This is a genomic window from Streptomyces sp. NPDC059373, from assembly GCF_042751495.1.
Taxonomy (GTDB): domain Bacteria; phylum Actinomycetota; class Actinomycetes; order Streptomycetales; family Streptomycetaceae; genus Actinacidiphila.
Genome location: NZ_JBHYXC010000063.1, coordinates 1 through 21399, shown reverse-complemented (window position 1 = coordinate 21399; position 21399 = coordinate 1). Strand labels below are relative to the sequence as shown.

Below are 21399 nucleotides of genomic sequence, written 5' to 3'. Positions count from 1 at the left end.
TGCGTCCCCTGTCCAAGCACCCGATCAGGGGGCGTGCCCACCGGATTCGGCGGAAGTGGCGTGGTCGCGGACGACGCCGCACGGAGGACCACGCGCCGGGCTGGGCGTCGTCGTGGATGTGTTTGCGGGTGGCTCGCCGACCGGCGGCACCTACCCGGAGCAAGGGGAAGAAGGTACTGATGCAGGCAGGTCTGCCGTTGACCGCTGTGACCGAGCCGGACCCGGACACCTCGGCGTGGCTGTCCGTTCCGGGTGGGCAGGCCGTGGCAGGGGCCGCACGACGGGCGGCCAAGCCGGCCTGCGCAGCGGGGTTCCCTTCGGGATGCGCCCGCCGAACGGCTCCGCGAGAGCTGCGCGCGGGCCGTGGTCTTTGCGTCGGCCTTCCGGCTGGAGCGTTGCTGTGATCCCGGCCCAGAGTGCGCGGACTGTCAGAGACGTGCGGGCCGTGGTCGTCGGAGCGGGGTTCTCCGGGATCGGCGCCGCCGTCCGGCTTCGCGAGGCAGGGTTCGACGATGTGCTCGTTCTGGAGAAGGGCACGCAACTCGGCGGCACCTGGAGCGAGAACACCTACCCGGGCTGCGCCTGTGATGTGCCCTCGACGCTCTACAGCTACTCCTTCACCCCGGATGCCGCCTGGAGCAGGGTCTTCGCCGGGCAGCGGGAGATCCTTGCCTATCTGCGGGCGACCGCCGAGCGGTACCGGCTCGGTGACGTACTGCGCTACGGGGTGCAGGTGCTGGGAGCCCGGTGGGATGGGGCAGCCGGCCGCTGGCTGCTGGAGACCAGCGACGGGCCCTACAGCGCGGCGGTACTGGTCCTGGCCACCGGGCCGTGGCACGTCCCGCGCCGCCTGGAGGTCCCCGGGATCGAGGACTTCAACGGTCCGGTGTTCCATACCGCCCGGTGGGACCACAGCGTCGACTTGGCCGGGCGGCGGGTGACCGTGGTGGGCAGCGGCGCCTCCGCCGTCCAGATCGTCCCGGCCATCGAAGCCCAGGCTGCGGCCGTGGACCTCTTCCAGCGCACCGCCCAGTGGGTGCTGCCCAAGCCCGATCTGCCGGTACCCGCGGCGTTCAACCGGCTTCTGGACCGCGTCCCCGGTGCGCGCGGCGCCCTGCGCGCCGGGCAGTACGCCCTTCAGGAGGGATTTGGCTACGCCTTCCGCCACCCTCAGGCCGCCCGCCTCCTCGAGGCGGGCGCCCGCGCACACCTGCGGCTCGCGGTCCGCGACCGGCAGCTACGCCGGCAACTGACACCGGACTACCGGTTGGGCTGCAAGCGCCTGCTGACGTCCAGCACCTTCTACCGGGCCCTGTCTCAGCAGCACGTCCGCCTGCATCCCACCGCCGTGACCGCCGTACGCGGCAACGAGGTCGTCGGCGCCGACGGCACCACCGTCAAGACCGACGTGCTCATCGAGGCCACGGGCTTCCGCGTCGCTGAGCTGCCGCTGGCCAAGACCCTGTACGGCACGAACGGCCTGACACTCGACGAGGCATGGGGCGGTGAACCGCAGGCATACATGGGCACCACCGTGAGCGGCTTCCCCAACCTCTTCCTGCTTCTGGGACCCAACCTGCTCGGCGGCTCCACCTCCGCGATCACGGTCCTGGAAGCCCAGCTGACGTACCTCATTGCCGCTTTGGCCCACCTCGACGAGGGCGGCCACCACGCCCTGGACGTCCGGTCGGCCGCACAGGCCGCGCACAACACCGCCCTTCAGGAGGCGCTCGCGGCCACGGTCTACAACGCGGGCGGCTGCACCAGCTACTACTTCACCTCCACCGGGCAGAACGTCTTCGCCTGGCCGTGGTCCACCGGGCGGCTCGTGCGCCGGCTGAGCCGATTCGACGCCGATGTCTACACCTTCGACGCGCCGGCCTGGCCCCTTCCCCTGCCCGCTCAGGCAAGGCCGCAGCATGGGGACCGTGAAGTAGCCGCGAACGCAAAGCAGCCATGACACGGCGCCCGAAACCGCACACCGCCGCGACCATGGTGCAGGTTTCCTCAAGGGCGACCTGGTCAAAACCCATGCCGCCCTTGAGCAGGGAAAACGCACCCGACAAGAGCGACTACCCGCCGGAGAAGATCGCCTTCCAGATGAAGACCCCGCTCTGGTGCCGCACCCAGGCCAGCGAGGTCGGCGACACCTGCCGCGAGGTCGTCGACCAGCTGCTGGAAGTCAACGCACTCTGCCGGCTCCGCGCCGCCCAGGGGGTTCTCGGGTAGATAAAGAACTTCCCAATGAGGATGTCAAGCCGCAAGTGTGACTGGTGGTGCTGCTTGGTAGCACTCTCCGTCGCGGATCATGGCCCACAGGACGTTGGCTCCGCGGCGCGCGAGGGACAGCAATGCTTGCTTGTGCCCTTTCCCTTCAGCGCGCTTGCGGTCGTAGTACGCCCGTGACGCTGGACACGACCGCAGGCTGGCCATGGAGGAGAGGTAGAAGGCTCGCAGGAGGCCGCGATGGTAGCGGCGGGGCCGTCGCATGTTGCCGCTGACGCGACCGGAGTCGCGCGGGACCGGGGACAGGCCGGCGAACGAGGCCAGCCGGTCGGGAGTCCCGAAGGCTTCCATGTCGCCGCCGGTGGCGGCAAGGAACTCGGCGCCGAGCAGGGCCCCCATGCCGGGAAGGCTGCGGATCACCTCGGCATGCGGGTGTTCGTGAAACCGGGCCTCGATGAGTGCGTCGAGCTCGGCGATCTCCTCTTCGAGGGCCGTCACCTCCTTCGCGAGGCGAGCCACCATCGAGGCGGCCAGCTTCTCGCCGGGCAGCGCGGTGTGCTGGGCCCAGGCCGCCTCGATGGCGGCCTGGGCGATCGTGGCAGCGCCTTTGACCTTGCGATTCTTCAGCCAGGACTCGATGCGCCTGACACCGCTGCGACGGATGGCGGCCGGCGTCTGGTAGCCGGTCAGCAGCAGGATCGGTCCCTTGTTCGTCAGGCTCAGCGCGCGCTCCAGGGCCGGGAAGATTTCCAGGAGTTGTTCCCGGAGCCGGTTGATCTGGCGGGTGCGGTCGTTGACAAGGTCCGTGCGGCGTCTGGTCAGGATCTTGAGGTCGACGGCTATCTCGTCGCCGGGCCGCAGCACGCCCAGGTCCTTGCGCATGCGGGCCTGGTCGGCGATGACGAAGGCGTCCTTCGCGTCCGTCTTGCCCTGGCCGCGGTAGGCGGCTGATGCCTGGTGAACCGCAAGGCCGGTGAGATAGACCATCGGCTGGTCGTGGCTGAGCAACAGGCCGATGAGCAGGGTGGCACCGCCATGGTTGATGTCCACCGCCCACAACGCGTCCTCGGCGAGAGCGAGTACGTCGCCGATCAGCTCTAACAGCGCCGACTCGTCGTTCAGGACTCGCCGCGACAGGAAGCGTTCACCTCGCGCGTCGATCACCACGCAGTGGTGATGTTCCTTGCCGATGTCCACCCCGGCCCAGATCTCAGGCACGGTCACCTCCGCCAGCTCGTCGTTACAGCAGTCCCGCAGACGACCTCGCCGACGTAGTCCTACGCAGCGATCAAGTCGCGCATCCCAATTAGCGGGCGAGTCGTCGCGGGGCTCCGGGCGGCCAAGTTCTTTGAACCATCAGACGGCGACAAGCTCACAGCCATACCCGCAACCCCTGGGTCCGACGATCTTACGAATGACCGCCTCAGGCCCACGCTTGGAAGGTAGGACAAGGTCAGAGCCTGTGAACAAACCCCAGTCTGCCCAGATCACTCCGTTACGGGCAGGCACTCGGCGAGCAGGTCGATGACGTCGTGCCAGGCGCGCTGCGCGTGCCGTGGGTGGTAGCCGACGCCGGGGACCACGGGGTGGTCGACCGGCGGGTGGTGGAAGGCGTGCAAGGCGCCGCCGTAGACCACGAGGCGCCAGTCGACGCCCGCGGCCTGCATCTCGGCGGTGAACGCGTCCCGTTGCGCGGGCGGCATGATCGGGTCTTCCGACCCGACCCCGGCCCACACCGGGCAGCGAATGCGCGCCGCCTCGCCCGGTCGGCCCGTGGTAGTTGCGTTGACTGTCCCGATCGCGCGCAGGTTGACGCCATCGCGCCCGAGTTCCAGCCCGACGGCGCCCCCGGTGCCGTAGCCGACGGCCGCGATCCGGTCGGGGTCGGTCCGCGGTTCGGCGCGCAACACCTCGAGCGCCGCATGGCCGATGCCCCGCATCCGGTCGGGGTCGGCGAGCAGCGGCATGCAACGGGCCAACATCTCCTCGGGGTCACCCAAATAGCGCCCGCCATGAAGGTCGAAGGCCAGCGCTACGTATCCCAACTCGGCGAGCGCATCGGCCCGGCGACGCTCGACGTCGCTGAGCCCCATGCCCTCTGGTCCGAGCAGCACCGCGGGCCGGCGGTCGACACCGGCCGGGAGCGCGAGGTGCCCGATCATCGTCAGACCGTCGGCCGGGTACTCGACCGTGCGCGTTGTAACCGTCGTCATGAGACTGGACCGTAGTGGTCGTCGAGCCCGGTCGGGCCGGTGTTCACCGCTGGCAGAAAAGCGCGGGTGTGCCTCTGAAATGCGGCGATAGCTCACAAGATCCGTCACAAACCCCGTTCCCACGGGGCATCGACGCCCAGCATCCGGGCCGCGATGGAGCGGCTGCTGACCGGTATCCCACTGCGGTCTGACGGCGCCCTGACCGTGGTCGCGCTGGCGGCCGAGGCGGACGTGAAGCGGCACGTTCTCACCCACCGGCACACCGACCTCAAGGACGAGTTTTACGCGAGGGTGCGGGCCCAGGGGCAGGTTCCTGACAGCGAGCGCATGCTGCGGGAGGAGCTGAAGAAGACCAAGGAACGGATGGCCGAGCTGATCGCGGAGAACAAGCGCCAGAAGGCCGAGATCGACATGTTCGCCCGGGTGGTGAACGTTCTGACCGTTGAGAACGACCAGCTCAAGAGGAAGCTGGGCGATCAGCAGGCTCCGGTGGTGCGGTTGCATCCGGCCCCCGAGTAGCTGCACAGACGTGTCCTGTCCTGCCCGCGAAGTGGGCAGGACAGGACGACCGGGCATGCCTCAGGCGGCGACGCCGAGTTCCGTGCGGGTGCGGTGGATGAACTCACGGACGGCCGGCTCGCGCCGCCTCAGTCGATGCCTTCGACGATGCGGAAGTCGCGCTCGACGCCGTCGGAGAGGGCGACCAGCGCCTCCTGGTAGGCCGCACTCTCGTGCGCCGCGACGGCCTGCTCGAAGCTGTCGAACTCGATCAGGACGGTGCGCTCGGCGATTCCGGCGTCATGCGCCACGACCCGACTGCCACGGGCGAGGATCCGACCGCCCCCGGCCTCGACGGCCGGAGCGGCCAGCTTGTTGTAAGCAGCCAGCTTCTCAGGGTCTGAAATGGTGCGGTAGGCGCTGACCCAGTAGCCCTTGGGCATGGAACCTCCAGTGTTGGGATGAGTGCATCTGACTTACGGGTTGGTCTCGGACGAGCGTCGGCGGGCGAGAGCGAGGCTTGTCAGCGTCGTGATCGCCATGGCGCCGATGCCGACCAGCGCCGCGGTGGTGTAGGCGCTGTCGTCGGGGAAGAGGTGGCCGGGGCCGGTGCCCGCGGCGAGGATCAGGCCGCCGATGGCGCTGCCCAGGCAGTACCCGACGCTGCGGACGACGTAGTTGAAGCTCATGGCGCTCGACGTCTCGCTCTTGGGGGTGACGGCCAGGATGACGCCGGGCATCGCGGCCGAGAAGCCGCCGACGCCGAAGCCGAGCACGCCCATCGCCGCGAACAGTTCGGCCAGGTCCGACCGGGCCGCCGCGAACAGTGCGAACCCGCCGCCGACCACGACGGCGCTGCCGGCCAGGAGCAGGGGGTCGGCGATCCGCGTCCGGACCCGCGGCGTGAGCTTGCCAGCGACGAACCCCAGCACCGAGAACGGGATGAGGACCAGCCCGGCGACGAAGGTCGTCAGCCCGAAGCCGTAGCCGGCGCCGTGCGGCGTCTGCGCGTACCGGGTGATGAGCGTGAGCAGGAGGTACATGCCGATCCCGCCGACGAACATGGCAAGGTTCGCCCCGGCGACCGCCGGGTGCCGCACCGCCCGCACATCGACCAGGGGCGTCGTGCTGCGCAGCTCGATGACGGCCCAGACGCAGAGCAGCACCACCGCGACGACGGCGAGGCCCGCCGCCACGGCGAGGTGCCGGCTCCACAGATTCCGTTCGCCGGCGAGGAACAGCACCAGGAGCAGCGCAGCGGCCAGGACGACCGCGCCTGCCACGTCCACGTGGGCGGAGCGGCCTTCGGGGGCTTCGGGCATGGAGCGCCACGCGGTCAGGAGGGCAGCGGCGGTGACGACCAGGCCGAGGCCGTAGGCGGCCCGTACCCCGCCGAGCTCGGCGAGCAGTGCGGCCAGCGGGTAGCCGACGCCGGCCCCGATGATCGAGACCACCGAGATCAGGGCGATCACGGCCGCGCTGCGCTCCTCGGGGAGGTGGTCCCGGGCCACGCCCATCATCAGCGCCGTCAGCCCGAGCCCGACGCCCTGGGCCGCCCTGCCGGCCAGCAGCCACGCGAACGGCAGCGGCAGCACGGTGAGCGCGCTGCCGGCGACGACGACCGCCAGCGTGGCGAGGATCGTGGCCCGCCGGTGCGGGCCGGCTCCGAGCCGGCCCAGGACCGGCGTGGCGACGGCGCCGCTGAGCAGCGCGACGGTCAGCGTCCACTGCGCGCTGCCGAGCGAGACGTGGAACGAGGTCGCCACGCTGGTGATGAGCGGCGTCCCCAGGCTGGCGACCGCCGCCACGACCAGAGCGATGAACATCAGGGCGGGGACCAGCAGCCGCGCCTGGGAACGCGCCACCGGGAACGCCTTCACCGCGACCCCGCCGACCGGCTGCCCGGTCACTGCTTCGGCCCTTCGCGGTCCTGGCTTTCGAGCTCTGCCAGACGCTTCAGCGCCGGAAGGGCCGCCACCAGCGCCTCGACCTCGTCGCCGGTGAGCTCGCCGATCAACCGCTCGAACGCGTGGACGCCCGCCTGGCGCCGCGTCCGGACATAGGAGGCGCCGGCCTCGGTCAGGCACACCAGCGTGACCCGCTTGTCGGACGCGTCGCCCCGCCGCTCGACCAGGCCGGACTCCTCCATCACCCGGACCAGGGCCGTCATCGCGGGCTGGGTGACGCCCTCGACCGCGGCCAGATCGGTGATGCGCCGCGCGCCGGTCCGGTCCAGGGTGGCCAGGGTGGCGGCGGACGTCAGGCTCATGTCCCGGGGCAGGCGTCTCGCGGCCCTGGTGGCCAGGCCGTAGAGGGCTCCCCCGATGGCGGCGGACGCGCCAGGATCGGTGTCTTGACGACTCATGCTCGAAGCATAGCATTTTTATATTCATAGTTTATGGAAATGGTCGACCGGCGCGGACGCGCGCTGGCCGTCACGCCCGCCGCGATGGAAGTGCTCAGGTCTGATCCGGACCTGAGGTTCGAACTTGCCATCGACACTGTGAGAGGTCGTTTCATCCTGTTGTTTCATCCCTGGATGCGGCTTTGATGGGCTGGTGTCGGGTCGCGCCAGGAGATGGTGTTCTCGCCGGTGAGTCGGCGGGGCATGAGGTCGGTCATGGCTAGGTGGATCATGGCTTCGGAGCGGTGGGGGTGGGTTTCGTAGTCGCGGGCCAGTCAGCGGTGAAGCATGAGCCAGCCGTAGGTCCGCTCGACTGCCCAGCGTTTCGGGATGGGGGTGAACCCTTTGGCGCCGGGCATGCGTTGGACGATTTCGAGGTCGATGCCGAGGGTGGCGGCGTGCTCGACGAAGTGCTTGCGGTAGCCGCCGTCGACCCAGACCTTGCGCAGGCCAGGATGGTCAGCGGCGGCCTGGTCCAGGAGGGTTTGCCCGGCGGTGGAATCCTGGACGCCGGCGGCGGTGACCAGCACCGCCAGCAGCAGGCCGAGGGTGTCGGTGATGATGCTGCGTTTGCGGCCCACGATCTTCTTGCCCGCGTCGATGCCCTGGCTCTTGGCTTGGACGGAGGTGGAGGTCTTGACGCTCTGCGCGTCGATCACGCAGGCCGAGGGCTCGGGGCTCTTCCCTTCTTGCTGGCGCACTAACTCTCTCAGCAGACCGTTGAGCTGGGCGAAGACGCCATCCTTTTGCCACCTGGCGAAGTAGCCGTAGACGCTCTGATGCGGCGGGAAGTCGTGCGGGAGATAGGCCCACTGGCAGCCGGTGCGGTCCACGTAGAGGATCGCGTTCATGATCTCGCGCAGGTCATGCCGTGGAGGCCGGCCAAAATCCAGAGCCCGACCGCGGCGTTCGAAGCGCCAGGCGGACAGCACCGGCTCGATCAACTCCCAGCGCGCTTCGGACAGATCACTTGGATACGCACGACGCTCCGTCATGACCTGGGCATACAGCCTTCCGGGGGCGTGCGCCCAGGCGTGCAACCTGCCGCGTCGAAGCACGGGACAGACTCGGGTGTCCTGGAATGAGACAGGCGCAAACAGACCTCCGCCCCATCCGTCACACCGCCAGCCTCACCACGCAGAGCCGCCACCACAGCCTCACCAACAGCACATCGACAGGCAGAACAAACCGTCCCAGAGAACCGCACTCAAGATGAAAACGACCTCTGAGTGCGTGTTTTTGAAGGATGGTCTTGAGGTCTGAAGGTCGCGACGATCGGGGTTGTGGCGTCACATGGGTGGGCCGGCGGTATTGCCGGGAGTGTGGTGATCCGTTGCCGCCAACGATGGCGGTGAAGGCCGTGTACTGCTCCGGTCGGTGCAGGTCACGGCATTGGCGGGCGCTTGAGCAGGCCAGGCGACAGCCGCTACGGCCGGCCTGGTCTTGGACGACGCGGCGACAACCACCGCCACCGACGCCGACGCGGCGGACGTCACCGCCGAGGAGTCCGCGTCTTCGCCGGTGTCCCTGTCGGACGATCCCACTAGTGCGGACGCCTCCGACACTGACACCTCCGATGTCACGACCGCCGCCGCGGACGCCGGTGTCTCCAAGGCGTGCCACAGCACACTGGTCAAGGACTACGGCGCCCGCTCGGACATCGTGGGGCAAAGCTACAGCGCCACAACCGGCGTCACCCACACCTTCACCTACGTCTCCGGAGCCGACAGCTCGCTCGGCGTCGGGGTCTCCGCATCCGGAACGTACGGCAGCTTCAAAGTGGACGGCACGTCGTCGAAGTCCAGCAGCGCCAGCGAGTCGTTCCCCACGTACGGCAACAACAAGGGGGTCTACTACAAAACCGGCTTCCACTACGGCAAGTACAAGATCCTCTGCGGGTCGCGTGCCGGGATTTACACCTACTACAAGGTCAAGGCGATCAGTTTCGCGGGTGGTGCGACCACCTCGTCCGCGTCCATACCGACTGCGAAGCTCTGCGTCACACAGAACGCTGACACAACCTTCGTCGAGAACACCAGCACGGCAATCACCTGGACCGACGGACTGGAGATCAGCGACTACATCGGCATCGACCTGTCGACCGAGACGGGGTACACCAAGTCCGCTGAATTGACGTACCACTTCAACAAGAAGCGCCGACTGTGCGGAACCGGGGACTACCCGGGCGGAACCCCGCACCGCATCGTCGCACGCTCCATGAGCTGACCGGCTATGACACGAGGAACACGACGCGCCGCCGCGCTCGCACTGACCACGATGCTCACCACCATGGCCAGCTGCGACGCCGGCGGGGCCGGTTCGGTAGACACGAACGGACCCCTGGAACGGGGAACCACCAGGAACACCCTGTGCATGTCCACGACCACAGGCTCAACAGTGACCTTCGCCGGTGAGGTACTACGCAACACTGGCAAGGGCGACGTCGTGATCGATGACGTGAAATTGGTGAGCGCCCAAGGCCTGCGCCTGACCCACTCCCTGCTCGTGCCAGCTGACGGAAACCTGATCGGCTTCGACACCCACTATCCGCCGGCAAAGGAAAACCTGAACCAGTCCGGCCTGAAATGGCCGCAGCGCCGCAGCGCCATCCACGCGACGATCCACCCCCAGAAAGGATCAGTGGTGCAGAACCTCGTCGCCGCCATCAACGTCGCAGGCACATCGAGTCCGAAGATGTCAGGGATAGCTGTCGACTACCACGCGGGGTCGCACGCATACCGGTGGCTCAACACGATCAAGCTGATCGTTCGCATCAAGCCGGAGAAATGCTGAGACAGGCACGGACGGCACCGAGACAGACGAGAGCGCAAGCACGAAAGGGCGTCCCGCAGGGCACGCGCCCAGCGCTCTGGACAGTAATGACCCTCCTCGCGGGGTTGCTGGCGGGCCACGCGGACAGCGTCCCGGCGGCCACCGGGACGGCGGCACCTGCCGCTGCCTCAGTGGCCGCCCTCATCAACGCCTCCGCACCAAGAGATGATCTTCTGGGCGGCCAATTCTGCGGCGGGGTGCTCGTCGCACAGCGCCTGGTGCTGACCGCCGCCCACTGCGTCACAGGACGGCGCACCGGATCCGTGGACGTCGTCGTTGGCGCCGAAAACCTGTGCCGCAACGCCCCCATCGAGGGCCAGCCACTGCACGTGCGAAGCGTGGTCCTGCACCCGGACATTGACGGCGCCAACGTGGACGCCGCGCTGCTCATCCTCGACGGGAAGGCGCGAGCGACACCGGTCCGGATTCCCACTTCAACTGCGACGGACACGCCCGCCTCCGGGACCGCCTTCGGCTGGGGGCGCGACGGCTACGGCGGAGTGCAGCCATGCCACCGCCAGGCCGTTCCGTTGCGCTTCATCCCCTCAGGCCGCTGCGCCCAGGCCCAACGCAACCTCGGCCTCGTTCCGCACCCCGCTTGGCAACTGTGCGCGATACCGGCCTCCGCGGCGACGCGCAACACCTGCACCGGCGATTCAGGCGGCCCCGTACTGGGACACAATCTCCCCGCCACCTTCATCGGCCTGGTGAGCTGGGGTCCCAGCTGCCGCGTCGACGACGTCGGGGTCTACGTACGGCCAGCAGCTCTGCTTCCGTGGGTGACCGCCGTCGGCCAGCAGGCCGACCGAGCCGGTGCCACGAGTGTCAGGCGGTGACCCTCATCCCCCTCGTACGAGCTGGCCTGCCCCGTGTCGCCCGCGATGCCTTCACTATCGACATCGACAGTCGCCAGGTGACATGTTTCATGGCAAGACGAGCGGAAACTGGCTGGAGCCGACTGCTCAACCGCCGTACACGATCGTGAGGTTCCGACAACCGAGTGCGACCCTACGCGGACAGAGCACGTTGCACCTACTCCCACGCCACTTGTACGAACTCCAGTCCAGGAACCACATCCAGCAGCAGGACGAGGAATGACGGATGCTGGCGGACATCACCGACCCGCAGGATCCGCGCGGGGTCGGACATCCGCTCGTGGCAGTGCTGGGGTCCCGGTGGTGGCGACGCCGGCTGGGCGGCCAACTACCGGGAGCTGGGATCAGTCGCAGCCGGCCTGCCCCAGGAATTGCTGTCCCTGCTGGGTGCCCGCTGGGATCTGGCCGACTTGGTCATCATCGCGCCCAGCGCAGGCACGCTGCGGCGGGTGCTGATCGCTTCGTGTCCGGGGTCAGCAGCGCGTCGATCGCCTTCACGACCAGGGCGCGGGCTTCCGCCCCGTACACGGCCCTGCTGCGCAGTTGCTCGAAGGCCTTCAGGTACAGGGCGATCTCGCTGGGCTGTGTGATCTTCACGCGTGCCGACAGCAGCTCGACGGACACCAGGGTGTCGTCGTACATGTGGAATGTCTCGACAGGCCACTGGCGGCGAGTGCTCGTCGCCACGGGGATGATGCCCAGGGACACGGCGGGCAGAGCGCCAGCGGTGAGGAGATGGCCGAGCTGGGCGGCCATGGCTTCTGCGTGCCCGCAATGAGCGGAGCGGCACGGACTGACGACCCGTCTGTTGCGAGGATCAACGGTCAGGGCGTCACGCTCCGAGGAAGCTCACTGTTTCTGTCATGTCCGCCCGCCCGGTGCGCAGCCGTGGCATGCCTTCCTTCTCGAATCCCACCGAGACACCGCAGAACAGGACGAGCGCGTCATCGGCTCCGACCATCTTGCTGACGGTCTCGCGATACATCGTCCACATCACCTGGGGGCAGCTGTGCAACCCTTCCGCCCTCAGCAGCAGCATGACCGTCTGCAAATACATCCCCGCGTCCCCCCACTGTCCGGGCCCCATCGTCCGGTCGAGGTAGCAGAACAACACGACCGGCGCCCCGAACGCCTCCGAGTTCAAGGCGGCGATCTTCATGGGCCTGTCGGGGTCGTCGCGTTCGATGGCCTGCGCTTTGTACCGCTGGGTGGCCGCAGCGGCGAAGCGGTCCAGATAGGGCGAGGCCAGTCCGGCCGGGTACATCGGATACTCCCGCTCATCACCCGGGTCTCCCGCCAGTGCCCTCGCCGTCGCGCGCCTCTTCAGTTCGGCCAGGGGCTCGCCGGTCACGACGTACACGTGCCACGGCTGGAGGTTCCCACTCGACGGAGCCCGCGTTGCTGCGGTCAGCACTCGTTCGAGTACCTCTTGGGGTATCGGCTCATCGCTGAACGCCCGCACAGCCCTGCGACTGTCCACGGCTTCATACACATCCACGTCTTCCCGTCCTCTCACTCCATGGCGGGCAGCGAAGACACGAGGATGATCATCGCACCAGGCGAGCAGACCGGGCGGAACTTTGGTGCGGCCATAACTGGCCGACATTCCTCCGCCGACGGATCACGAAGTGCTGTCGAAACTCACCACAGCGGTACCTGCCCACCGCCCCGGCGACACCGCGGGCAGGGCGGGCAGGGCGGGCAGGGCGGGCAGGGCGGGCAGGGCGGGCAGGGCGGGCAGGGCGGGCAGGGCGGGCAGGGCGGGCTGAAGCGTGGCCTCCGCAGCCGGCGCCGTTGCACTTACGCGCCCGGCTGTGTCAGTGGGAGTTCCCGCGCGACGATCCGACCGCCTCCCGGCCCGCTCTTACGCTCCTGGCCACGTGACATCGCGAGTGTGCTCCATCGTTCCCCAGCGGAGTCGACAGAGCAGCACATATTGGCTACATTGTATCCGGTATTCAGGAAGCCTTCTTCGCGGCCACCCGCCCGGCATCCGCGCCGCCTACCGACGCCCGAGAGGCACACGATGCCTGTTCTGATCGCGATAGCGCTCTACGCAGCCCGCATCGCGCGCACTCCCATGGACGTGCGCCTGAAGAAGGGCCACGCCGGGCCGTTGGCGGTCGCGGCCGCAGCCGTCGTGCTGTACCTGGCCTGGGACTGGCTCAGACCGCAGGGCATCAGCTCTGTCTACTTCATCGGCGAGTTCACCGGCGTCCTGGCCGCCTACCTGATGTCCTGCACACTGGTGCTCGCCACCCGGCTGACGTGGCTGGAAAAGTGGTTCGGCGGCCTGGACCGCATGTACCGGCGGCACAAGCAGTACGCCCTGCTGTCCCTGCTCCTGCTCACCCCCCATCAACTCCTCCACTTCTTCTTCGGCTTCGACGCGAGCCAAAACAATCACGTCGACGCCCAGCAAGCCGCCCAACTCGTCGGCCTGGGACACCTCCTGGGTGCCGCGTCCTCCATCGGCCTGCTCGTGCTCGTGGTCATCTCACTCGGCCAGGTCAGCCGCATCCTCCGGCTGCCCTACGAGCGTTGGCTTTTCCTGCACCGCCTGACCGGCCTGCTGCTCCTGTCCGCCCTTTTCCACGGCTGGTTCCTCGATCTCATCATCAGGGGATCCGCGCCGCTCCTGGCGATCTACGTCACCATGGCCACGATCGGCATGGCGGCCTACGCCTACGACGAGCTGGTGCTGCGGCACAGGGAGCCCCGGGCCGACTTCACCATCCACCGCGTCAGCCGGCCCAGACCCGACATCGTCGACCTCACCCTCGCTCCCACCGGACCCGCCAGGCTGCCATTGACGGGCGGCCAGTTCGTCTACCTCCGCGTCGGCGGCCGGCGCGCCTGGCGCGAGCATCCCTTCAGCGTTGCCGGAGTCCAGCCGGACGGCTCGGTCCGCCTCACCATCCGCGCGCTCGGCCCCGGCACGCGCAGGCTCCACGCAGACGTACGCGAGGGCCTGCCCGCCACCCTCAGCGGTCCCTACGGCATGTTCGACCACACCCTCGGCGGGCCCCGCCAGATCTGGATAGCCGGGGGCATCGGCATCGCCCCGTTCCTCGGCTGGCTCACCCACCCCGGCGAAACACTCCCCCGCACCGACCTCTTCTACTGCGCCCCCACCGCCCAAGACGCGCCGTTCCTGCCAGAACTCACCGCAGCCGCCGCACGACTACCCGGACTCCGCCTCCATCCGACGTTCAGCCGCAGCCACGGCCGGCTCAACGCCGAGATGATCCAGGCGCAGGCAGGCCCGCTCACCCCCGACACCCACGTCTTCCTCTGCGGCCCCGCGTCCCTGGTCGAAGACCTCTGCCGCGCCCTCCACCGCCAGGGCATCCCCCGACACCATCTGCACGCCGAGCACTTCGCCTTCCGCTGACCAGCCACCCGTACCGCTGGTGCACACGCCAACAAGCCGGCGACCCCGTACTCCGAGGGTCCGCCCCGGCACGCACCGCCAGCAACTCCGCCACGGCAAGGCCGTCATCGCCCAGACACCCGAATCGTCGAGCGGTATGCCCCAGGCACAGCCCGTGCCGGCCCGAACAGCGCACTACCCGGCACAGCCCCTGTCCCCACCCGCACGCACCAACGCTCGACGAACTCCCCGTCATCGTCGTCCAACACGCTCCCGACCAGGACGGTCGCCGCGCCGGCCTCCTGCGAGCGGTCACCCAGAACCCGCTCCAACGTCTCAACCGCCACCTCGTGAGCCAGTGCGGGGGTGTTCTCAAAACTCAGGTGATAATGCGTCGCGCGAGACTACGTGCCCCACGCCAATCGCACTCGACCTGCAAGATCGCGGGCGAACACTGCTGCGACTCTTCGGGATAGGTGACACCGGCTTCGAAGATTGGCAGTGCCCAGCCCCGACGGCTACTTGAGTGCGTCGCAGAAGCTCACCCGCACCGCAACAACGGCGCCCGATGAATCAAGGTCGGCGGACAAAGGGAAGTAGCCGTCGCCCCAACTCGTCATCGCACAGAGCAGTCGGGCATCGCCGAAATCCACGGTTCCGGCCTCGACTTCGGAGGCGCGGATCTGACGCATGACCTGCCAGTGATGGGAATGCGGCCGGAAGTCCACGGCCATGCGGCGTCCAGTCTCCTCCTTCCATCTCAGCAGAGCACGGGCCTTGTCTAGCGCCTCCGGTATGGCCAGCCCGGTCCACCCGCGGATGCTTTCCTCACCAGGCTCGCCCAGTTCAGGTGCTGCGAACGTCGCGGCGACTTCGTCCGCCGCAGCACCCCAGAATGCGACGTCGGCCAAGCCGTCCACAGGCTCGTCGTGCTGCCAGGCGTTCAGTGCATCGGCATCGCCGAACAGCACCCGGGCCCAGTCGACGCCGATGTCACCCAGCGGCACGGATGACTCCACGAGGGCGTCGCTCATCCGAACCGAGATCTGAGACCAGCGCGACCCGACCCCGTCGCCAAAGTCCACCCGCGAGGCCAGCACCGGAAGGTGACGGTCGCGGGGCACTCCACCCACCGCGACGACCGGCACCCCGAACACCAAGAAACTGCCACCGCCTTCATCGGCAGTCCGACGCACCCGTTGGGCATGTGGTTCGCGACTCGGCAACCTCTCCAGGCGGGCGTCCAAGCCCGCGGCCCGGCAGTGCTCCGCGAACATCGTCCCCAGCTCCGCAGCCTTGGAAGCCGGGACGTCGTGGAGCATGGCGCCTGGCTGTCGGTCGAAGCTGCGGACCGCCGTCGAAGCGTCCGGTCCGACCACCGCGAAGTCGACCGCGTCGATGACATCAGCAGCCATCATCGGGTCCTCGACGCCAAGCGAAGCAGGATCGATCTCCGCCGGCGACCGCTCTCCACTCCACATCCCCAGGTGACCGCCGTCGATGACAACGAGGTACCCGGAGGGGCAGCTGATCTCGCCGAGCTTGAAGATCTCTTCCATGGCGCGTAAGCCTACGACCGCCCACCAACTCCCCGGCAGACGCCTTGGGCCGATACCGCAGAACGGCTGCCGGAACTCATCTGGCAGAGCCGGTACGTCGAGTCGCCGGAGTGCTCGCGGTTCATCCTCACGGACGAGTGCCCGGCGAAGGCCGAGAGCTGGTTCCTCGCCCGCTGCTTCGACGAACTCCTCGTGCTCGGTGTACGCGGGGTCATCTCGTTCGCCGGCCCCGTCCCGCGCAGAGACATTTCCGGAGCCGTGGTGGCCGTAGGGCACGTCAGTACGATCTACCAGGCCACGAACGCCGTCTACATGGGCCGAGCGACGCTGCGGACGGTCAAACTGCTGCCGAACGGCGTGGTCTTGAACGACCGGGCGCGTCATGGAGGAGACGGCGCTGGTCGACGGGATGACGGAGCCCGTCATCTTCCGGGAGACCGCCGAGCTGCACGGCATCGATAGCGACCGGGAGATGTTCGAGGCCTTCGCCCGCTGCTCCGCGCAACGGCATCGCGTACGCGCCGGCGAACTGCGCGAGCGCGGTCACGCGCTGCCCGGGGCGGCCGCGCTGGAGGCCGTGGCCGGCCTGGACGGCGTGGTGCAGAGCGTGGTCACCGGCAACATCCGCGACGTCGCGGAAATCAAGCTCGCGGTGTTCGGGCTGGACACGCACATCGTGTTCCCGTACGACGGGTTCGGGGAGAACCGCGACGACCGCGCCGAGCTCGTACGCATCGCCATCCACCGCACCAGCCAGGCCCTGGACACGACGATCAACATGTCCGACGTGCTGCTGATCGGTGACACTCCCGCCGACGTCGCCGCCGGCCTTCAAGCTCATCGAGTCCGCCCAGGAACGCTGGCGCGCGGTCAACGCTCCCCACCTGGTCGCCCTCGTGCGCGCCGGCACCCGGTTCGAGAGGGGCGTCCTCGTCGAGCGCGAGGAGGCGAACGCGGCATGACCGGCCTGGGGACTTCTACCGTCCACCAGCGGGGAGCTCTGTTGTCCGCCACCCGGGAGACCCAGCTGCCCCTTGACAGTTGAGGACGGCGAACCGCCATGACCCGTCGGCCGACCGGCGGGCGACGGCCGTCGTCGTTCCGGTCGGCGAGATCCGGGTGCCGTCCGGCAACGTCGCCTCGAGGTTCCAATCGACGATGATCAGGGCCGTGTCGCCCCCGATCTGGGTGAACCTGGGCTTGTTGGTCAGACGCGCCTGAGCCGCGATCGAGTTGACCGTCTCAGCGCGCAGCGCCTCCCGGTCGGTGAGGACTTCGCCGGTGAAGGTGCGCATCGTCGCGTCCTGGTGGAACAGCGCGAGGACGGCGTCGGCGTCCCCGGCGTTGAGCGCGTCCGCGTACGCGAACGGGAGGCGGGCCGGGTCGACGATCCGGGAGTCGACGGTTTCCTGGCTGTTCATGGCTGACTCACTCCTCGTGTGGGTTCGATCCGGACTCCCCGAAGCCGGCGCGACCACCTCCCATCCGGCCGGGTCGACCGGGCGCACCGGCACGACCCAATCGCCGACCGAGGCCACCAGCGCTCCGGCCCGAGGTACCTCGAACCGGACAATATCGCGCGCTCCGGGACCAACCAGCGCCGCCCCCTCCCCTCGCCGCCGCAGGACGCCGCTTCGGCGCCAGGCCCGAACCACATCAGGAGATCCCGCATCTGTCCGACCGGCCAGCCCGGCGATCTATGACCGAATCAATCCACAGGTATTGACAATTGCTCGATCCGTGATCGCAAAGGGGTTCTGGTGGTGAGCGAATCGGTGAGTAGCGCCGGGCTTCATAGGGGCAACACCCCGAACGCTCCTCTCCCAGGAGCTCCTGTACGCCCAACCAGATCCCACGAAGGCCAGCCCCTGAGGCTTGCGCCCCTCCCCCCACCCGCTGCACACTCCCAGCGCCTCCCTCGGCACCCTGAAGACCGCCCACCGACGGGTCTCCCTGGCCCGGATCGGCGTGTGGGCGGCGCTGGCAGCCGGCCCGCTCGCGCTGGCCGTCGCGTGCGCATCCCCCGCGCCGTCGTGGCCACTGCGCAACCCACGACCCCCGCACCCGCTGCATTGCGCAACCCGGACCCGGCCGGGGTAGCTACACTGTTCTGCGATCTGTGGCTGCGCAGCGACGCCACCGCACCCGACAGCGCGCGACTGCGCAAATCCGTCCACGCACTCGTGCCAGACGTCGATCTGCCCACCGGGTCCGGCGCTACGGCTGCGCAGTCGCTACTGCGCAGCACCGTGGCGGTGCGCAGTGCACAGTCGAGTGACGGCAGCTGGTCGGTCGTCGTCGCTGCGCAGTTCACCGTCCGTAACAACACAAGCGGTTCGTCCACTGCTTCGGCAGCGGATGCGGATGCGCTGACGGTTGTGCGGTACTTCGCGGTCCCGATGGTCGCGTCGGACAGCGCGAGCGGAACGGGGGCGTTCACGGTGACCGCGGCCCCCGCCGAGATCGCCGGGCCCGGCACGGCGAAGGCAGCCGATTCGGCGTTCGGGAATCCGCTGCCCGCCGACGGCGCGGTGGTGTCCTCGCTGGGCGAGTTCTTCGACGCCTACCTCACCGGCGTCGGCGAGGTCGACCGCTACCTCTCCCCCGGTACCCAACTGACCGCGGTGAGCGGGTCCGGCTACACGTCGGTGACCGTCGACCAGGCCGCCGCCGACTCCGATGTGGCCGGCGGTGCGGTGCCGGCCGACGGACCACAGTGCGAGTTCAGGCCCTTGTCACCGCCATGGACGCCCAGGGCGGGTGAGGTGGCCGCACGGCCGGTGGGGCCACGCGGGATGGGGCAGGCCGTCCGCGACGAGGGTGCGGGGCTGGCTGTCGACGGCCGCGTCCGCCCGGTGAAGTTCCTCCAGCGCGGCGCGGTGGTGCCGCTCGGCGGGGTCAAGGAGGCGGTGCAGCTGACCGACGCTGAGCGTTTTCAACGGACGGCTGCCGCCCGGTTTGGTTTCCCGTTCCGCAGCGCGCTCGACCGCCCGACGCCCGTCCTCGAGGTGGTTGTCGATCCGCCAAGCCAGGACGGCAGCAGGGTCCTCAGTGTCGGGAAAGGCCCGCTGCGCGAATGCGAGGGCGATGAGCTTTCCCGCGTCCCAGCCGTCGGCCTCGGCGGCACGCAGCGACAAACTCCAGGACCTCCCATGCGGCCGCACCGATGAACATGAAGCCTCTGGTAGTTGCGGACATGATCTTGTGGTGAGACCTGTCCTACCAGGGGTTTAGCGGCTGTCCATGGGCGGGTGCGCGGTGCGGTGAGCCCGGCTCGCAGCGCGGTGAGTCCTGCGTTCGTCGGCTTGAACCCGCAGGCGTCGGAGCAGAACGCCCGTATGTCGTCCTGGAAATCGACGTGCAGCCATGCGCAGCCCTATGTGGTTGGGGAGGGGGCAGTGGCGGGTCTGCCGGGTTCGGGGTCATGTCGGGCGACCGACGTCGTCCAGCCCTGGTCGAGCAGGAGACAGGCCTGGTCGATGGCGGCGGCAGGATCGGGGCGGGAGCCGGCGAACGCGAGGATTTCCAGGGTGAACCGGGCATAGGCGGCGCAGATGAGGTCGCCGTGCGGCCGGCCGGTCTGGTCGGCTAGAGCGCGGGCCAGAGCGTGTTCGTGGCGCAGCCACATCGCGCGGGAGTACTCGCGCAGGGCCGGGGTCTGCTGGATGAGCCGCTGGAAGTCGGCGAAGCGGGGGTCTCGGGTGTGGGCCGAGTCGACGAAGCCCCTGAGGTAGGCGCGCAGAGCGTGGGGGACCGTCTCGCCCGGCGCCCGGTCGGTGACCGCGCGGACCAAGGCGGCCTCGTTGCGGGCGTCCTCGTCGAAGACCAGGGCCTCTTTGCCCTGGGGGAAGTAGTTGAACAGGGTCGACACCGACACGTCGGCGCCCTCGGCGATCTCGCGGACACCCACCTGCTCGTAGCCACGTTCCAGGAACAGCCGCAGCGCCGTGTCGGCGATCGCCTGGCGGGTGGCGGCCTTCTTGCGTTCGCGCCGCCCGCCCGTTCCTGCGCGGTCGATCGTCTCTGCCATGTCTTCAACCCTACCCGGCATGTGCCAAAGTTAGAACGGTTGCATATTTGTAGCTGTTACAAATAATGTGGGCGGTGCCTGACGGGCCGCGCCACAGCGCTGCGGGCGCGATCCGGCGCCGACGAAGGGAACACCATGAACTCCGTAACACCTGCCCAGGCCAGGATCAGCGTCATCGGCGCCGGACCCGGCGGGCTGACCTGCGCCCGCATCCTCCAGCGGCGCGGCATCGCGGTCACCGTCCACGACCGCGCACCGAGTGCCGACGCACGCAACCAGGGCGGCACCCTGGACCTTCACGCCGACAACGGCCAGATCGCCCTGCGCGAAGCCGGCCTGCTCGAGGAGTTCTTCAAGCTGGCCCGCCCTGAAGGGCAGGAAATGCGCCAGTTGGACCCGGCCGGCACGATTACCTCACATCAGGTCCCGAAGGCCCACGACCTCTTCAAGCCGGAAATCGACCGCGGCCAGCTGCGCGACCTGCTGCTCGACTCCCTGCGACCGGGAACCGTGCACTGGGGACAAGCCCTCGACACGATCAGCGGGCCCACCGACGGGCCGCGACAACTGCACTTCACCGACGGCACGACCATCGAGACCGATCTCGTCATCGGCGCTGACGGCGCCTTCTCCCGAGTACGCCCGGCCGTGTCCTCCGCCGTCCCCGAGTACACGGGGGTGAGCTTTCTGGAGGCCTGGTTCTCCGACGTGGAGAACCGCCATCCCGACATTGCTGAACTGGTCGGCCTGGGCGGCGCCCATGCAGCTGACGGCGACCGCGGTCTGTTCGCCCAGCGCAACAGCGGAGACCACATCCGCGTCTACATCATCCAGCGAGTCCCGGTCGACTGGATCACCCAGGGCGGCCTGACCACCGACGACACCGACGACATCCGCGCCCTGCTCCTCGACGGGTACGCCAACTGGTCGCCCCGCATGCGCCAGATGATCACCGACAACGACGGTCCCTACGTCGAGCGCCCGATCTTCGCCCTCCCCGTCCCGCACACCTGGGAGCACAACCCGACCGTGACCCTCCTCGGCGACGCCGCCCACCTCATGCCCCCGCTCGGTGTCGGCGTCAACCTCGCCATGCTCGACGCCAGCGAACTCGCCCTCGCTCTCGCGAACGAGGCCACCGTCGACGACGCCATCCGCACCTACGAGAAGACCATGCTCCCCCGCTCCGCCGAGACGGCCAAGTTCCTCGAAGGCGGTGCCGAACACCTGCTGTCCGCCGACATCTTCGACTTCGGCGACGCCCAACCCTGAGCCCCTGCCCCCCTGGGGGTGGTTACTGACTTCTTCGGGGTGTTGTCGGGTGCTGGGTGAGACTGAAGCCGGTGCCGGCGAGGCACCCGTCGACGAGTTCGGGATGACGCTGGATGT

19 protein-coding genes and 4 pseudogenes are annotated in these 21399 nt (G+C 68.6%); 12 read left to right on the top strand and 11 right to left on the bottom strand.

Annotation, left to right across the window (positions count from 1 at the left end):
• Positions 1–436 precede the first annotated feature (436 nt).
• Entirely contained in the window at positions 437–1960 is a 1524-nt protein-coding gene (locus ACFXJ5_RS38895; RefSeq protein ID WP_384642465.1) for a flavin-containing monooxygenase, read from the top strand.
• An 80-nt stretch (positions 1961–2040) separates the two neighbouring features.
• Positions 2041–2229 (top strand): hypothetical protein, encoded by a 189-nt coding sequence (locus ACFXJ5_RS38890; protein ID WP_384642462.1) that lies wholly within the window; start codon positions 2041–2043, stop codon positions 2227–2229.
• Between the two features lie 24 nt (positions 2230–2253).
• Here the strand turns inward: ACFXJ5_RS38890 and ACFXJ5_RS38885 are convergent, their stop codons facing one another.
• On the bottom strand, positions 2254–3444 hold the full coding sequence (locus ACFXJ5_RS38885; protein WP_459254005.1) for an IS110 family RNA-guided transposase: 1191 nt from the start codon (positions 3442–3444) through the stop codon (positions 2254–2256).
• Positions 3445–3713: 269 nt separating this feature from the next.
• Positions 3714–4439 carry a dienelactone hydrolase family protein gene (locus ACFXJ5_RS38880; protein ID WP_384642457.1) on the bottom strand — a complete coding sequence of 242 codons (726 nt, stop codon included), beginning with the start codon at positions 4437–4439 and terminating at the stop codon, positions 3714–3716.
• A 153-nt stretch (positions 4440–4592) separates the two neighbouring features.
• On the opposite strand from ACFXJ5_RS38880, the gene ACFXJ5_RS38875 reads away from it, so the two are divergent.
• A complete protein-coding gene (locus ACFXJ5_RS38875) occupies positions 4593–4958 on the top strand; it encodes a hypothetical protein (RefSeq protein WP_384642454.1) in 366 nt (121 codons plus the stop codon).
• Between the two features lie 128 nt (positions 4959–5086).
• Here the strand turns inward: ACFXJ5_RS38875 and ACFXJ5_RS38870 are convergent, their stop codons facing one another.
• Genes ACFXJ5_RS38870 through ACFXJ5_RS38860 form a run of 3 tightly spaced genes read right to left on the bottom strand, consistent with a single transcriptional unit; the run spans position 5087 to position 7206 of the window.
• Complete coding sequence (locus ACFXJ5_RS38870; RefSeq protein WP_365732309.1) at positions 5087–5380, bottom strand: DUF1330 domain-containing protein; 294 nt, start codon at positions 5378–5380, stop codon at positions 5087–5089.
• A 33-nt stretch (positions 5381–5413) separates the two neighbouring features.
• The gene (locus ACFXJ5_RS38865) at positions 5414–6847 is read right to left on the bottom strand and encodes an MFS transporter (RefSeq protein WP_384642452.1); all 1434 of its coding nucleotides are present in this window, start codon (positions 6845–6847) and stop codon (positions 5414–5416) included.
• Positions 6844–7206 carry a MarR family winged helix-turn-helix transcriptional regulator gene (locus tag ACFXJ5_RS38860; protein WP_384642484.1) on the bottom strand — a complete coding sequence of 121 codons (363 nt, stop codon included), beginning with the start codon at positions 7204–7206 and terminating at the stop codon, positions 6844–6846. The genes ACFXJ5_RS38865 and ACFXJ5_RS38860 overlap by 4 nt, the downstream gene beginning before the upstream one ends.
• A gap of 129 nt (positions 7207–7335) precedes the next feature.
• On the opposite strand from ACFXJ5_RS38860, the gene ACFXJ5_RS38855 reads away from it, so the two are divergent.
• Entirely contained in the window at positions 7336–7488 is a 153-nt protein-coding gene (locus ACFXJ5_RS38855; RefSeq protein ID WP_384642449.1) for a hypothetical protein, read from the top strand.
• On the opposite strand, the pseudogene ACFXJ5_RS38850 reads toward ACFXJ5_RS38855, so the two are convergent.
• Positions 7467–8336 (bottom strand): annotated as a pseudogene (locus ACFXJ5_RS38850) (IS5 family transposase). The gene ACFXJ5_RS38855 and the pseudogene ACFXJ5_RS38850 sit on opposite strands and share 22 nt — an antisense overlap.
• Positions 8337–8784: 448 nt before the next feature.
• Here ACFXJ5_RS38850 and ACFXJ5_RS38845 point away from each other — a divergent pair.
• From ACFXJ5_RS38845 to ACFXJ5_RS38835, 3 genes are all read left to right on the top strand, one after another.
• Positions 8785–9567 (top strand): hypothetical protein, encoded by a 783-nt coding sequence (locus ACFXJ5_RS38845; protein ID WP_384642446.1) that lies wholly within the window; start codon positions 8785–8787, stop codon positions 9565–9567.
• A gap of 51 nt (positions 9568–9618) precedes the next feature.
• A complete protein-coding gene (locus tag ACFXJ5_RS38840) occupies positions 9619–10134 on the top strand; it encodes a hypothetical protein (protein WP_384642444.1) in 516 nt (171 codons plus the stop codon).
• Positions 10135–10220: 86 nt separating this feature from the next.
• The gene (locus ACFXJ5_RS38835; protein WP_384642442.1) at positions 10221–11009 is read left to right on the top strand and encodes a serine protease; all 789 of its coding nucleotides are present in this window, start codon (positions 10221–10223) and stop codon (positions 11007–11009) included.
• A 456-nt stretch (positions 11010–11465) separates the two neighbouring features.
• Here ACFXJ5_RS38835 and ACFXJ5_RS38830 read toward each other — a convergent pair.
• Positions 11466–11819: pseudogene (locus ACFXJ5_RS38830) on the bottom strand (Scr1 family TA system antitoxin-like transcriptional regulator); the annotation flags it as partial.
• Between the two features lie 61 nt (positions 11820–11880).
• Positions 11881–12546 carry a nitroreductase gene (locus ACFXJ5_RS38825; protein WP_384642482.1) on the bottom strand — a complete coding sequence of 222 codons (666 nt, stop codon included), beginning with the start codon at positions 12544–12546 and terminating at the stop codon, positions 11881–11883.
• 528 nt (positions 12547–13074) lie between these two features.
• On the opposite strand from ACFXJ5_RS38825, the gene ACFXJ5_RS38820 reads away from it, so the two are divergent.
• Positions 13075–14442, top strand: a complete 1368-nt coding sequence (locus ACFXJ5_RS38820; protein WP_384642439.1) for a ferric reductase-like transmembrane domain-containing protein — start codon at positions 13075–13077, stop codon at positions 14440–14442.
• 497 nt (positions 14443–14939) lie between these two features.
• Here the strand turns inward: ACFXJ5_RS38820 and ACFXJ5_RS38815 are convergent, their stop codons facing one another.
• Complete coding sequence (locus tag ACFXJ5_RS38815) at positions 14940–15980, bottom strand: hypothetical protein (RefSeq protein ID WP_384642437.1); 1041 nt, start codon at positions 15978–15980, stop codon at positions 14940–14942.
• Between the two features lie 382 nt (positions 15981–16362).
• On the opposite strand from ACFXJ5_RS38815, the pseudogene ACFXJ5_RS38810 reads away from it, so the two are divergent.
• Both ACFXJ5_RS38810 and ACFXJ5_RS38805 read left to right on the top strand, forming a co-directional pair.
• A pseudogene (locus tag ACFXJ5_RS38810) lies at positions 16363–16794 on the top strand (haloacid dehalogenase-like hydrolase); the annotation flags it as partial.
• A 13-nt stretch (positions 16795–16807) separates the two neighbouring features.
• A pseudogene (locus ACFXJ5_RS38805) lies at positions 16808–16942 on the top strand (IS256 family transposase); the annotation flags it as partial.
• Positions 16943–16957: 15 nt separating this feature from the next.
• Here the strand turns inward: ACFXJ5_RS38805 and ACFXJ5_RS38800 are convergent.
• A complete protein-coding gene (locus ACFXJ5_RS38800) occupies positions 16958–17401 on the bottom strand; it encodes a YybH family protein (RefSeq protein ID WP_384642434.1) in 444 nt (147 codons plus the stop codon).
• Between the two features lie 651 nt (positions 17402–18052).
• Between ACFXJ5_RS38800 and ACFXJ5_RS38795 the strand changes: the two genes are divergently transcribed.
• Entirely contained in the window at positions 18053–19150 is a 1098-nt protein-coding gene (locus ACFXJ5_RS38795; protein WP_384642432.1) for a hypothetical protein, read from the top strand.
• Between the two features lie 206 nt (positions 19151–19356).
• On the opposite strand, the gene ACFXJ5_RS38790 is transcribed toward ACFXJ5_RS38795, so the two are convergent.
• A complete protein-coding gene (locus ACFXJ5_RS38790; RefSeq protein WP_384642429.1) occupies positions 19357–20010 on the bottom strand; it encodes a TetR/AcrR family transcriptional regulator in 654 nt (217 codons plus the stop codon).
• Positions 20011–20145: 135 nt separating this feature from the next.
• Here ACFXJ5_RS38790 and ACFXJ5_RS38785 point away from each other — a divergent pair, with 135 nt between their 5' ends.
• Positions 20146–21282, top strand: a complete 1137-nt coding sequence (locus tag ACFXJ5_RS38785; protein WP_384642426.1) for an FAD-dependent oxidoreductase — start codon at positions 20146–20148, stop codon at positions 21280–21282.
• Positions 21283–21399 lie beyond the last annotated feature (117 nt).

Bases quoted from the DNA above. Each gene is read 5' to 3' on its own strand.
- ACFXJ5_RS38880 (WP_384642457.1), bottom strand. From the start codon at position 4,439: ATGACGACGGTTACAACGCGCACGGTCGAGTACCCGGCCGACGGTCTG.
- ACFXJ5_RS38875 (WP_384642454.1), top strand. From the start codon at position 4,593: ATGGAGCGGCTGCTGACCGGTATCCCACTGCGGTCTGACGGCGCCCTG.
- ACFXJ5_RS38870 (WP_365732309.1), bottom strand. From the start codon at position 5,380: ATGCCCAAGGGCTACTGGGTCAGCGCCTACCGCACCATTTCAGACCCT.
- ACFXJ5_RS38860 (WP_384642484.1), bottom strand. From the start codon at position 7,206: ATGAGCCTGACGTCCGCCGCCACCCTGGCCACCCTGGACCGGACCGGC.
- ACFXJ5_RS38855 (WP_384642449.1), top strand. From the start codon at position 7,336: ATGGAAATGGTCGACCGGCGCGGACGCGCGCTGGCCGTCACGCCCGCC.
- ACFXJ5_RS38840 (WP_384642444.1), top strand. From the start codon at position 9,619: ATGCTCACCACCATGGCCAGCTGCGACGCCGGCGGGGCCGGTTCGGTA.
- ACFXJ5_RS38835 (WP_384642442.1), top strand. From the start codon at position 10,221: ATGACCCTCCTCGCGGGGTTGCTGGCGGGCCACGCGGACAGCGTCCCG.
- ACFXJ5_RS38820 (WP_384642439.1), top strand. From the start codon at position 13,075: ATGCCTGTTCTGATCGCGATAGCGCTCTACGCAGCCCGCATCGCGCGC.
- ACFXJ5_RS38815 (WP_384642437.1), bottom strand. From the start codon at position 15,980: ATGGAAGAGATCTTCAAGCTCGGCGAGATCAGCTGCCCCTCCGGGTAC.
- ACFXJ5_RS38800 (WP_384642434.1), bottom strand. From the start codon at position 17,401: ATGAACAGCCAGGAAACCGTCGACTCCCGGATCGTCGACCCGGCCCGC.
- ACFXJ5_RS38790 (WP_384642429.1), bottom strand. From the start codon at position 20,010: ATGGCAGAGACGATCGACCGCGCAGGAACGGGCGGGCGGCGCGAACGC.
- ACFXJ5_RS38785 (WP_384642426.1), top strand. From the start codon at position 20,146: ATGAACTCCGTAACACCTGCCCAGGCCAGGATCAGCGTCATCGGCGCC.